Below are 12411 nucleotides of genomic sequence, written 5' to 3'. Positions count from 1 at the left end.
CTGGCCATGGTCTGGTCGAAGCGCTCGAGTGCGGAAGAGCACATGCGACGGAGGAGCGGAAGCAGGAACGGCTCTCTACCCGAGGATGAGGCGGCTTGCGACTCGAGCCGTGCTTTATTTTGCGCCCCCTAGACGCATGCTTTCCCCCCCGCCTCGCCCGTGCACTTGCTGTGTGTCTTTTAACGCACCCAGAAGCTGGACGGAAAGAGGCTGAGGGTCTCACAAAGCTCCCGTCATTAGGTGGCTCGCCAGCGCTGCAATATGATGCATCCACGCCGCTTCCGGCATCGCCATAAGAGCGACGGAATCGTGCCAAGTACGACGCATTGTTCTCGCCCCCTTCGCCAAGCCTCGGGCGGCGGAAGCCGCCCGTTGCACCGGTTCCGCCTACGCAGCGCTTTCGGCTGCGAGTGGACATCGCGGGCAGGCTTCCTTGTGCAAAACGACAGGTCAAAGCATCGCTGCGCCTTCTGTCTATTTCTTTTAATTTCTTATGGAGGGGTACAATGCCAGATTGGCACTCGCACCAGGCTCAGCTGTGAGCCCAAGCATTTCGAGATGCTGGCGCAGGCCGTCGGGATCGCCGCGATACATGTGCGCGAGGCGATCCGAGTGGTCGCGAGAAGCGAGGCCGGCAAAGCTCTGGTCACGATTTGTGACGAATGAGCCGGCAAGGCTGGAGACCAGCCTGGCAGTCCTGCCTGCAAGGCGCGACGGCACGCCGCCCGAACCCGGTGCGCGGCTCGGACCCTCGCGCAGACCGGCGCCCAGCTTCTGGCGCAGCATGCGCAGGATCTCGATCGGCAGCCGCGCTATATCAATGAAATAGGCGTTGCTGGTCTGCCTGACCTGCGGCCCCTGACCCGGTGCATTGCCGGTCTTCACTGTCCGGCGCGTCCAGTCGATCAGCTGCTCGCGGCGCAGCACGTCAAGCTGGCGCACCACCGTGCGGCGCGAGAGCTTGCAGGTGGAGGCGAGCGTGTCGAGCGAGGGATCGCAGCGGCCGGTCCTGAAGTCCATGTGCCGGATCAGCGCCTCGTACACCTTCATCGCGTTGGCGCAGATCGGCAGCGGCTTGCCGGCCTCGCGAATGTGGTCCGAGTAGGACCAGATCGCCTTCTTGATGACATCGAAGAATTTGAAGGCGTCCTTGTTTGTGTCGCTCGGCTTCCAGTGAACGGTCGAGACCTGAGCGCGGGGATCGTTGATGTCGTAGCTCTTGCGCCAAGCAGCATGGCGGTCGCGCCGGTCGATCATGCCGACGCTCCCGCTGCACCTATCAGCGCCGGGGCGCGTCGAGCAAGGCTTCCGCGGAGGCCAGCCCCTCCATCAGCAGGTCGGCCCACTCCTGTGCCAGTTCGCGTCGGCGCGGCATATAGGCGGCCCGGTTGTAACGTGCTTCCACGCCCTCGGGCTGGTGCGCCAACATGAGGTCGATGATGGCGCGATCGCCCGGCTTGCCTTGTTCGATCGCCCGCTCGTTCATGATGGTCGAGAAGCTGGCTCTCCAGCCATGGGGCACATGCTTGCCCTCGAAGCCCAGCACCCGCCGATACGCCACGTTGAGCGCATTGTCCGTAAACGGGCGATGCGAATGGCGCGCCGACGGAAACAGATATTTGCGATTGCGCGCAAACGCCGCCGCGACCCGCACGGTCTCGGCGGCCTGCCGCGAGAGCGGGATGATGAACTCGAACTCGTCCAGTTCGGATTGCGCGCGCTGCAGCTTCATCTTTGCTGCAGGAATACGCCAGATAGGCTGGGATCCCTCCATATCCTCGAACTCGTGCGGTTCGGCGGTCTGGATCGTGCCCGGCCGTGCTGCCGTCAGCGCTAGCAGGCGCGAGGCGAGCTTCGTGGTCGCATAGCCGGGAGTTGCCTCGTAGGCCTGCAGGAACGCTCGTGCCTGTTCCAGCTTGAGCAGGGCGGGCTGCTTGCCGCGGATCACAGGGCGCAGCGCAGCGCCGATCGAAGCGGCAGGATCCATCTCGGCCAGACCCGAAGCAATCGCGAACTTGAACACTGCCGAGATCCGCTGCCGGATTCGGTGCGCGGTCTCGATCGCACCGCGCTCCTGCACGGCCTGCAGCAGTTCGCGGATTTTTGGCGGCTTCAGTTCGGAAACGTCCTGCGCACCGATCTGCGGGAACACTTCCGCTTCCAGGCTCGTCAGCACGTCCTGTGCATGCTGGGCCTTCCATTGCGGCGCCTGCAATTCGTGCCAGCGCCGCGCCACGGCCTCGAAGGTATGATCGTGCTCTACCCCAGCCGTCCGCCGCGCCGCACGCCTGCGGTATTCCTCGCCCGGATCGCGCCCCTCGCGTAATTCCCGCCTCGCATCCTCGCGCAGTTCGCGCGCCTTCTTGAGCGAGATCTCCGGGTAGGGACCGAACACGATCCGCCGTTCCTTGCCGCCAAATCGATATTTGTAGCGCCAGGACTTGTGACCGTTCACGGTGACAAACAGGTGCAGCCCCTGAGAGTCGGTCAGCTTTTGCGGCTTGCTCACCGCCTTGGCCGATTTGCACTGCACTTCGGTCAGCATTCGATGCCCCCAATCTCTCGAGCAGGTGCCCCGAAAGTGCCCCCTCTTGCCACCGGCTTTCTCCGGATCGGGCTGGAATAGCATGGAACTCACTGCACTGAAAAGTGCAGGATTTCAGAGGATTTCTAGAAGATCCAGGAATGCCCTGGAACAAGGCTTGGCGGACAGGGTGGGATTCGAACCCACGGTGAGCGTGAACCCACGGCGGTTTTCAAGACCGCTGCCTTAAACCACTCGGCCACCTGTCCTTCGCGGATCGCCGCTAGCGGCTTCTTTCGCGCTTGTCACCATGGAAGCAAGGGCGTCGCCACGCATGCCATGGCATCGCCTCGTTTTCGAACGCAGGCGCAGGCGTTTCATTGCCGGTCAGGATCGTTTCGGCGCATTGCGTCAGTTGGCAATTCACACGCGGCCCGGCCTATGTCATGAACGCCGGCATGACGATCCATGCCCGCTTCTGCGCTTTCCTTGCCGCCCTTGCCGTATTGTTCACCGCCCAGACCGCCGGCGCGCAGGTCTATACCCAGGCGGGGTTCGAAGCCTATCTCGCCGAGGTCGCCGGCAAGGCGCGGGCGGAAGGCGTCTCCGACCGCGCGATTCGCGAGGGGTTGAACGGCCTCACCATCAACAACCGCGTGGTCGAACTCGATCGTCCGCAGGCGCCCGATTCACCGGGCTCGTCCTATCCGCCGTTCGCGCCCTATCGGGAACGGCATGTCGATGCGGCGCGGATCGGGGGCGGCCAGCGGACCTATGCCGCCAATGCCTCTTTGATCCCCTCGATCGAACAGCGCTACGGCGTGCCGGGCGAGATTCTGATCGCGATCTGGGGGCATGAAACGAACTACGGCAGCTATACCGGCGGCTTCGACACGATCCGCTCGCTGGCGACGCTCGCCTATGAAGGACGCCGGCGCGAGCTGTTTGAGAGCGAGCTGATCGCGGCGCTCAAGATGCTGGACCGCGGCGTAACGCGGCAGCAGCTTACGGGAAGCTGGGCGGGGGCCATCGGCAATCCGCAATTCCTTCCCAGCGTCTGGCTGAAAGTCGCGCAGGACGGCGACAACAACGGCACGCGCGACATCTGGAACAGCCGCGCCGACACGCTGGCATCGATCGCCAACTATTTCGTCGAGGCAGGCTGGCGGCGCGGCGAGCCATGGGGCGTGCCCGCCTATGTGCCGGGCAATTTCGACCGCTCGGTCAATGTCAGCCGGCTGAACGCGCCGCGGTGCGAGCGGGTGTTCGAGCGTCACGGTCAGTGGAAGACGGTGCGCGAATGGAAGGCGCTGGGCATTCGCCCGCAAGGCACGATCCCGGACGACAGCTTCGCCATCCTGTTCGAACCGGACGGACCGGGCGCGACCGCCTATCTGCTGACCAGCAATTACCGGGTGATACTGGACTACAACTGTTCCAACTATTACGCTCTTTCGGTAGGTCTGCTGGCAGACGCGATCCGCTGATCGCACCCCGGGATTTTAGCGCGCGAATGGCGACGCGCAGATTGTGGCCCGCCGACCGGGCTTCGCAGGAGCAGACATGACTTACGGCACGATGAAGCGTCTTTCGGGCGTGGCGGCGGCAGTGGCGCTTGCGGTGACACCCGTGCTGCCGATGGCGCAGACGGGGCCGATGCAGATGGGGCCGATGAAGCAGACGGCCACCCAAGCCGGCGATGCGCTCGATCCCCCGCTGCGCGAGGTGCCGATCGCGCTGATCATGGATGCCGATGGCGGCGTGCCGTTCTATGCCAAGGACGCCGACCGGCGCTTCATCCCCGCTTCGCTGACCAAGCTGATGACGGTCTATACCGCCTTCGAACTGCTGAAGCAGGGGCGCCTGAGCCACGATCAGCGCCTGCCCGTATCCGACCGCACGGCCCGGGAATGGAGCGGCAAGGGCTCGACCATGTTCTCGGTCGCCAATACGTCGCTGTCGGTCGACACGTTGCTGAAGGCGATCCTGACGGTCTCGGCCAATGATGGCTGCGTCATCCTGGCCGAGGGCGCGGCGGGCAGTATCGAGGGGTGGACCGCGCTGATGAACGCCAATGCCGAAAAGCTTGGCATGGACGACAGCCATTTCAACACGCCCAACGGCTGGATGGACGAAGGGCGCACCTATACCAGCGCCCGCGACCTGGCGACGCTGACCCGCGCGCTGCTGACCGAGCATGGCGACCTGTACCGGCGCTATTTCGCGCTGCCCAAGTTCAGCTACAACAAGATCACGCAGAACAACCGCAACCCGATCCTGGGCTATGTCGAGGGGGCGGACGGTCTGAAGACCGGCTTCACGAACGAGGCTGGCTATGGCTTCGTCGGATCGGCGGAGCGTGACGGCAGGCGGCTGATCATGGTACTGGGCGGCGCGGAATCGAGCGCCCAGCGCAAGCAGGTCGCGCGCGACTTCATGGAATGGGGCTTTGCGTCGTGGGACGCCCAGACGATCTATGGCAAGGGCCAGCCCGTCGGCACGGTCGCCGTGCAGGGCGGCGCATCCCGGCAGGTGGCGGTGGCCGCGTCGCGTGCGGTCAACCTGTCGGTTCCGCACGGGCAGAAGGCTGATGCGAATGTCACCATGCGCTATCAGGGCCCCGTCGCCGCTCCCATCCGCAAGGGGCAGCGCGTGGGCGAACTGCTGGTCGCGCGTGACGGCGCCGAACCGGCCCGCTTCGACTTGGTCGCGGCCGAGGACGTGGCCGAGGCGAACATGCTGCAGCGCCTGCGCAACGGCCTGCTGGGGCTGTTCGGGTGACGCAAGGCGAAAGCCGCGGACGGTTCATCGCCTTCGAAGGCGGGGAGGGGGCGGGAAAATCGACCCAGGCCCGCCTGCTGGCACAGGCGCTGCGCGGGCGCGGTCTGGATGTCGTCACCACGCGCGAACCCGGCGGCACGCTCGGCGCAGAGGCCCTGCGCGCCCTTTTGCTGGACCATGCGCTGAACTGGGGACCCCGGGCCGAGGCGCTGCTGTTCGCCGCCGCGCGCAGCGATCATGTCGAACAGCTGATAGAACCTGCGCTGGCATCGGGACGATGGGTCGTGTGCGACCGTTTCGTCGATTCCAGCCGAGCCTACCAGGGCGGGGCGGGCGGCATCGGCGATGACGATGTGCTGGCCCTGCACGCGATCGGCAGCGGCGGCCTGCTGCCCGACCTCACGATAATGATCGAGCTCGACCCGGCTGCCGCAACGGCGCGCGCAATGGCGCGCGACGGCGATGCCGCCGACCGGATCGGCGCCAAGGCCGATGAATATCACGCCGCCGTCCGCGACCGCTTCGCCTTGCTGGCAGACCAATCGCCGGGCCGCTTCGCCCGCATCGACGGCCATGGCTCTGCTGGTGACGTGCACGACCGGATCATGCAATCGCTGGCCCCCATGCTGGACAGCGCATGACAGGCGCAGAGGCGAAACTGATCGGGCACGAGGATGCATGGGCAAGCTGGCGCGCGGCGATGCAGGGTCAGCGCATGCATCATGCGTGGCTGCTGGCGGGCCGGCGCGGGCTCGGCAAGGCCGGTTTCGCACTCTCCGCCGCTGCCGAACTGGTGGCGCAGGCTGGCGTGCCGCAGCCCGATCCGCTGTCCCACCCCGACATCATCCTGCTGGAACGACCACCCGCCACCAGCGATGACGAGAAGAAGCGCGAAGATGGCAAGGATTTCAGCCGCAAGCGCAACATCTCGGTCGACCAGATCCGCGGGATGCAGCGGCGGCTGACGACTCGGCCCACCTTGGGCCTGCGGCGCGCGATCATCATCGATGCCGCCGACGATCTCGAGAAATCCGCCGTCAACGCCCTGCTCAAAAGCCTCGAGGAGCCGCCGGCCGGAAGCTTCTTCCTGCTGGTCGCGCATCGGCCCGGCGGTCTGCTGCCGACGGTCCGCTCGCGCTGCCGCCAACTGCGGTTCCACGGGCTGACCGATGGGCAGCTCGCCAATCTGCTGGCCAGGCGCGAACCCGATATAAAGCCGGAACTGCGACAGGCCGCGGTCGAGGCTGCGCAGGGTTCGCCCGGTATGGCGCTCGCGTTCATCGATGACGAATTGGCGCCCATCGCGCGCGAATTGCGCGACATAATGCGCCATGGCGATGCCGATTTCACGCGCCGGGCTGCGCTTGCCGCGGCCATCGGCACGCGTCCCGACCGCGAAAGGCTGCTTGCCAGCGTAAGGCTGGCACGCGACATCTGCGCCGAGAATGCGCGCAGTGCCCCGCCCCGTAACCAGGCGCGGCTGATCGATACGCATGCCCGGCTCGTCAGGCTGGGAGCCGAGATTCCCTATGCCAATTTCGACCCGGCGCTGACCGTCGTGGAAATTGGCGGGTTGCTGGCAGAGGCCGCGCCACCTAAGGGTTAGCCAAGGGTCCCGTGCTGCCGCGCGCGGGCCGCCGATCCATTCCAGTTCAGAAAGTCAGGGGCCTGATGGCCGATCCTTATTACATCACCACGGCCATTCATTATCCGAATGGCAAGCCGCATATCGGCCACGCCTATGAAACCATCGCCGCCGATGTCATCGCCCGCTTCCAGCGAGCGTCGGGCCGCGAGGTTCGTTTCCAGACTGGGACGGACGAACACGGTCTGAAGATGGCGCAAAAGGCGCGCGACCTAGGCGTGACGCCGCGAGCGCTGAGCGACGAAATGTCGGGCTATTTCAAGGATTTGTTCGATCTTCTTGAGATCGGTTACGATAATTTCATTCGCACCACGGAAGACAGCCACCACGCCGCCAGCCAAGCCCTGTGGAAGGCGATGGAGGCGAGCGGCGACCTCTACCTCGACCGGTACGAGGGCTGGTACTCTATCCGTGACGAAGCCTATTACGACGAAAGCGAACTGACCAAGGGCGAGGGGGGCGAAAAGCTTTCTCCGCAGGGCACGCCGGTCGAATGGACGGTCGAGGAAAGCTGGTTCTTCCGACTGTCGAAATATGCCGAGCCGCTGCTGCAGCTCTATCGCGACAATCCCGGCTTCATCCAGCCCGACAGCCGCCGTAACGAGGTCATGCGCTTCGTCGAAGGCGGCCTGCGCGACCTTTCGGTGTCGCGCACCAGCTTCGACTGGGGCGTAAAGGTGCCGGGCGCTGACGATCACGTGATGTATGTGTGGGTCGATGCGCTCACCAACTATCTCACGGGCCTCGGCTATCCGGACGAAACTGGCGACTTCGCGAAATACTGGCCCGCCGACCTGCATTTGATCGGCAAGGACATCGTGCGCTTCCACGCCGTCTACTGGCCGGCCTTCCTGATGAGCGCCGGTCTGCCGATCCCGAAGCAGGTATTCGGTCACGGCTTCCTGCTGAATCGTGGGCAAAAGGAATCGAAGTCGCTTGGCAATGTCACCGATCCGGTCGCCCTGATCGAACAGTTCGGGGTCGATCCGCTCCGCTATTTCCTGATGCGCGAGATCGCGTTCGGACAGGACGGCAGCTATTCGCCCGAAGCGATCGTGACGCGCGCCAACGCCGAGCTGGCCAACAGCTTCGGCAATCTGGCACAGCGCACATTATCGATGATTTTCAAGAATCTGGACGGCAAACTTGCGAGCGGCCTGCCGATCGAGCCCGCTGACGAAGCCTTGCTTCAGGCGGTGCGGGACGGCGTTGCCGGATTGCGCAGCAGCTTCGCCGACCTGGCCTTTAGCGAGGGGCTGGAGGCATGGATGCGCGGCGTGTTCGCCTGCAATGCCTATGTGGACGAAATGGCGCCTTGGGCCCTGCGGAAAAGCGATCCCGATCGCATGAAGGCGGTGCTCAATGTCCTGTTCCGCTGTGTGCGCGATCTGGCCATCGCGGTGCGCCCGGTCGTTCCGGGCTCGATCGACCGCCTGCTCGACCAGATGGGCGTCGCGGCGGATGCGCGCGATTACGCGGTGCTGGCTGACGCTGGCTGGTTCGATGCGCTGGTCGCGACCGGCTTTGTGGTTGACAAGCCCGTCGGCGTGTTCCCGCGCCTCGAACTGCCGCAGACGGAGGATGCCGCCTGATGCTGATCGATTCCCACTGCCATCTCAATTACAAGGGCCTTGTAGAGCGTCAGGGCGAGATCCTGAGCGAGGCCCGCCAGCGCGGCATTTGCGGCTTCCTCAATATCTCGACCCGGCAGAGCGAATGGGGCGACGTCATCGCCACGGCCGAGCGCGAGGACGATGTCTGGGCCAGCGTCGGCATCCACCCGCACGAGGCTGACCAGCATCCCGACCTGGGTGCCGAGGAACTGCGCAAGGCGACCGAGCACGACCGCGTGATCGCGATCGGCGAAACTGGTCTGGACTATTACTACGACCACTCCGACCGCGATGCGCAGCGCGGGCTGTTCCGCATGCATATCGGCGTGGCGCGCGAAACCGGCCTGCCGCTTATCATCCATACCCGCGATGCGGAGGATGACACGCTGTCGATCCTGCGCGACGAAATGGGGAAGGGGGAATTCCCGGCGCTGATCCATTGCTTTACCGCCTCGCGCGGGTTCGGCGATGCCGTGCTGGATCTGGGACTGACCATTTCCATATCGGGCATCGTGACGTTCAAGAACGCCAGGGAACTGCAGGAAACGGCGCGTGACATTCCGGCCGATCGTCTGCTGGTGGAAACAGATGCGCCGTTCCTCGCGCCGGTGCCGCACCGCGGCAAGACCTGCGAACCGGCGTTCGTCGCCGACACCGCGGCTTTCGTGGCGGATCTGCGCGGCGAGACGCTCGACACGCTGGCGCAAAACACGAGCACCAATTTCGCACGGCTGTTTTCCAAGGCGGCGCTGTGAAGGTTACGATCCTGGGTTCGGGGACATCCACCGGCGTCCCGCGTATCGGAAATGACTGGGGCGAATGCGATCCGGGCGAGCCGCGCAATCGCCGCAGCCGCGTATCCATCGTCATCCGGACCGAGGATGGCCAGCGCATACTGATCGACACCTCGCCCGACCTTCGGCAGCAATTGCAGGATAACGGGATCGACAAGATCGACGCCGTCTTCTGGACGCACGACCATGCGGATCATTGCCATGGCATCGACGATCTCAGGGCGCTGCGATACGGGCGCGGCGGTCCAATCCCAGGTTTTGCCGGCGACGTGACCGTCCAGCGCCTGCGCCGCCGCTTCGACTATGTGTTCGCGGGCCAGTTCGGCTATTCGACCATCGTGAATCTTGAGCCGCTCGACCGGCTACGCATGATCTGCGGCTTGTCGGTGGACTGGTGCGAGATGCCGCACGGTCCGGTGAAAAGCACTGCGTTCCGCTTTGATAGTAATGCCGGATCAGTGGTTTACGCCACGGACTTCAGCGAGATTACCACCGATATGGTGGCAATGATGGACGGCTGCGACACGCTGATCGTCGATTGCCTTCGCCGCGATCCCCATCCGACTCATGCGCATCTGGCGATGGCGCTGGAACTGGCCAGGACAGTCGGTGCAAGGCGCGCGGTCCTGACGCATCTCGACAAGAGCATGGATTATCGCACATTGTGCGACGAAGTGCCGCCAAATGTCGAGGTCGGCTATGACGGGATGGAGATCGAGATTTGAGCACGCTGGCGATCGTCTCGCTGATCAGCCTGCTGGGATGGCTGGTGCTGGTACTTGCATCGTGGCGCAGCCACCGAGTCAGCAAGTCGGCGACGATCAAGATGGTGCTGATCTGGGTGGGGATCTTCCTGGGAGTCGCCTTGATCATGGGTCTGATCACCTAACGCCCCCACGCCTTAACTTTACATAATATAGATTATCAGTCTTTCAGGAAAAGTTGAATGGCAGAGCATTCGTCCCCCATCGATCGCCTGCTTGCCGTCATGGCGCGGCTGCGCAATCCGGATGGCGGCTGCGAATGGGATCTGGCCCAGAACTTCGCGACCATCGCACCCTATACGATCGAGGAAGCCTACGAGGTCGCCGACGCCATCGCGCGCGACGATCTGGCGGACCTCAAGGACGAGCTTGGCGATCTGCTGCTGCAGGTCGTCTTCCACGCCCGCATGGCCGAGGAACTTGGCGTCTTCGATTTCGGTGATGTCGCATCCGGTATCGCAAACAAGATGAAGCGCCGGCATCCGCATATCTTCGGTGCATCGCAGCCCAACGAAGGCAACGCCATCCGCACGAACTGGGAAAGGCTGAAGGCGCAGGAACGTGCTGCCAAGGCGCAGACCGGCGCTCTGGATGGCGTGGCGCTGGGGCTGCCCGCCCTGCTCCGGGCCGAAAAGCTGCAGAAGCGCGCCGCGCGTGTCGGCTTCGACTGGCCGGACGAAACCGGCGCCGCCGACAAACTGCATGAAGAGATCGAGGAATTCGCCGACGCCGCGACCCCCGACGCCAGGCTTGAGGAGGCCGGCGACCTGCTGTTCGCCGCAGTCAACTGGCTTCGCAAGCTCGGCATTCCCGCCGAAGAAGCGCTGACCGCAGCCAACCGCAAGTTCGAGCGCCGCTTCGCCGGAATGGAATCCATCGCCAGCGCCGACGGTGTGCAGTTCGACGAACTGGACCTGCAGGCCCAGGACGATCTATGGAACAGGGTCAAGGAACAGGAAAAGGCGCGAAACGCCTAGCCGCCCTCCATCGCGACGAAGCGCCCAAGCTCGCGGTCCTCGATACGGACGGTCAGCCTGATCTGCGGTTCTTCTCCCTCGATCTCGTCGGGCACTTCCTCTTCGCTCAGCACTTCGCCGTGGGCGTGCAGCCAGGCGATCCGGCGGCCGTCACGGCTGGGCAGCACGATGTCGTGCACCCGTGCATCGCGCGTCAGGATCGCGGCAATCGCGCGCTCCAGCGCTTCGGTGCCAAAGCCGCTCAGCGCTGAAATCGGCACGACGGGATCCTCCGATCGCTCCGCCTGCTCGGCCAGTTCCTCGCGGCGGTCATCGGGAATCGCGTCCCATTTGTTCCATGCCTCGATCACCGGGATGCTAAGCGCGTTTTCATCCTGCGTATTGATGTCGAGGTCGGCGAGGATCTGGACCACTTCCGTCTTCTGCCCGTCCGCCATTTCGCTGGACATGTCGCGGACATGGACGATGATGTCGGCACCGGTCACTTCCTCAAGCGTGGCGCGAAAAGCCGCCACCAGCTGTGTCGGCAGGTCCGAGATGAAGCCCACCGTGTCCGACAGGATCGCCTTCTCCACCCCGGGCAGCCCGATCGCGCGCATCGTCGGGTCGAGCGTGGCGAACAGTAGATCCTCCGCCATCACTTCCGCGCCGGTCAGGCGGTTGAAAAGCGTCGACTTGCCCGCATTGGTATAGCCGACCAGCGCAACCACCGGCCAAGGCGCGCGTCCGCGACGCGCACGATGCAGGGCGCGTGTGCGGCGAACCTGCTCAAGCTCGCGGCGCAGTCGGGCCATGCGGTCGCGGATCATCCGGCGGTCCGCCTCGATCTGCGTCTCGCCCGGACCGCCCAGGAAGCCGAAGCCGCCGCGCTGGCGTTCAAGGTGGGTCCAGCTGCGCACCAGGCGCCCGGCCTGGTAATCCAGATGCGCAAGTTCGACCTGCAGGCGTCCTTCGGCAGTGGCCGCCCGCTCGCCAAAGATTTCCAGGATCAGGCCGGTGCGGTCGATGACCTTGCGCTTCAATCCGTCTTCCAGATTGCGCTGCTGGATCGCCGAAAGCGCGCCATCGACGATGACGAGCTCGGCCTCTCCCATCTCGCACGCCGCGCGGATGTTGTCGATCTGGCCCGAACCGAACAGGGTTCCCGGCCGAACCTCGCGCACGGGGATGATGAAGCTGTCGACGATGTCGAGCCCGATCGCGAGCGCGAGCCCCCTTCCCTCATCGAGTCGCGCCTCGGGATCGGGAAGGTTTTCCTTGCGAATGTCGGGCAGCACCACGACGGCGCGCGCGCCGCGCGTCACTTCGCCGCT

Annotated in this window: 12 protein-coding genes and 1 tRNA gene; 9 read left to right on the top strand and 4 right to left on the bottom strand. The window is 64.6% G+C overall.

Features of this window, described 5'->3' with window-relative positions; genetic code table 11:
* Window positions 1-483 precede the first annotated feature (483 nt).
* The 3 genes from A9D14_RS06515 to A9D14_RS06505 form a co-directional block, all read right to left on the bottom strand.
* Complete coding sequence (locus tag A9D14_RS06515) at window positions 484-1257, bottom strand: helix-turn-helix domain-containing protein (protein WP_066844228.1); 774 nt, start codon at window positions 1255-1257, stop codon at window positions 484-486.
* Between the two features lie 22 nt (window positions 1258-1279).
* Window positions 1280-2545 (bottom strand): tyrosine-type recombinase/integrase, encoded by a 1266-nt coding sequence (locus A9D14_RS06510; RefSeq protein ID WP_066844225.1) that lies wholly within the window; start codon window positions 2543-2545, stop codon window positions 1280-1282.
* 158 nt (window positions 2546-2703) lie between these two features.
* Window positions 2704-2793: transfer RNA gene (locus A9D14_RS06505), tRNA-Ser, on the bottom strand.
* Between the two features lie 189 nt (window positions 2794-2982).
* Here A9D14_RS06505 and A9D14_RS06500 point away from each other — a divergent pair.
* From A9D14_RS06500 to mazG, 9 genes are all read left to right on the top strand, one after another.
* The gene (locus tag A9D14_RS06500; RefSeq protein WP_087910550.1) at window positions 2983-4011 is read left to right on the top strand and encodes a lytic murein transglycosylase; all 1029 of its coding nucleotides are present in this window, start codon (window positions 2983-2985) and stop codon (window positions 4009-4011) included.
* A gap of 76 nt (window positions 4012-4087) precedes the next feature.
* The gene (locus A9D14_RS06495; RefSeq protein WP_232468829.1) at window positions 4088-5305 is read left to right on the top strand and encodes a D-alanyl-D-alanine carboxypeptidase family protein; all 1218 of its coding nucleotides are present in this window, start codon (window positions 4088-4090) and stop codon (window positions 5303-5305) included.
* Window positions 5302-5946 carry a dTMP kinase gene (gene tmk, locus A9D14_RS06490; protein ID WP_066844224.1) on the top strand — a complete coding sequence of 215 codons (645 nt, stop codon included), beginning with the start codon at window positions 5302-5304 and terminating at the stop codon, window positions 5944-5946. The genes A9D14_RS06495 and tmk overlap by 4 nt, the downstream gene beginning before the upstream one ends.
* Window positions 5943-6911, top strand: a complete 969-nt coding sequence (locus A9D14_RS06485; protein WP_066844222.1) for a DNA polymerase III subunit delta' — start codon at window positions 5943-5945, stop codon at window positions 6909-6911. The genes tmk and A9D14_RS06485 overlap by 4 nt, the downstream gene beginning before the upstream one ends.
* 65 nt (window positions 6912-6976) lie before the next feature.
* The gene (metG, locus tag A9D14_RS06480; RefSeq protein ID WP_066844220.1) at window positions 6977-8542 is read left to right on the top strand and encodes a methionine--tRNA ligase; all 1566 of its coding nucleotides are present in this window, start codon (window positions 6977-6979) and stop codon (window positions 8540-8542) included.
* Window positions 8542-9318 (top strand): TatD family hydrolase, encoded by a 777-nt coding sequence (locus A9D14_RS06475; RefSeq protein WP_066844217.1) that lies wholly within the window; start codon window positions 8542-8544, stop codon window positions 9316-9318. Before metG ends, A9D14_RS06475 begins: the two co-directional genes overlap by 1 nt.
* Window positions 9315-10082 (top strand): MBL fold metallo-hydrolase, encoded by a 768-nt coding sequence (locus A9D14_RS06470; RefSeq protein WP_066844214.1) that lies wholly within the window; start codon window positions 9315-9317, stop codon window positions 10080-10082. The genes A9D14_RS06475 and A9D14_RS06470 overlap by 4 nt, the downstream gene beginning before the upstream one ends.
* Window positions 10079-10246, top strand: coding sequence for a hypothetical protein (locus A9D14_RS19415; RefSeq protein WP_157668164.1), 168 nt, complete (start codon window positions 10079-10081; stop codon window positions 10244-10246). Before A9D14_RS06470 ends, A9D14_RS19415 begins: the two co-directional genes overlap by 4 nt.
* Window positions 10247-10303: 57 nt before the next feature.
* On the top strand, window positions 10304-11098 hold the full coding sequence (gene mazG / locus A9D14_RS06465; RefSeq protein WP_066844211.1) for a nucleoside triphosphate pyrophosphohydrolase: 795 nt from the start codon (window positions 10304-10306) through the stop codon (window positions 11096-11098).
* Here mazG and hflX read toward each other — a convergent pair.
* A complete protein-coding gene (gene hflX, locus A9D14_RS06460; RefSeq protein WP_083987722.1) occupies window positions 11095-12402 on the bottom strand; it encodes a GTPase HflX in 1308 nt (435 codons plus the stop codon). The two genes, mazG and hflX, sit on opposite strands and share 4 nt — an antisense overlap.
* Window positions 12403-12411: the final 9 nt, after the last annotated feature.

It is taken from the genome of Croceicoccus marinus (genome assembly GCF_001661675.2).
In the GTDB taxonomy this organism is placed as follows: Bacteria; Pseudomonadota; Alphaproteobacteria; order Sphingomonadales; family Sphingomonadaceae; genus Croceicoccus; species Croceicoccus marinus.
This window is presented reverse-complemented; position numbering and strand designations above follow the sequence as displayed.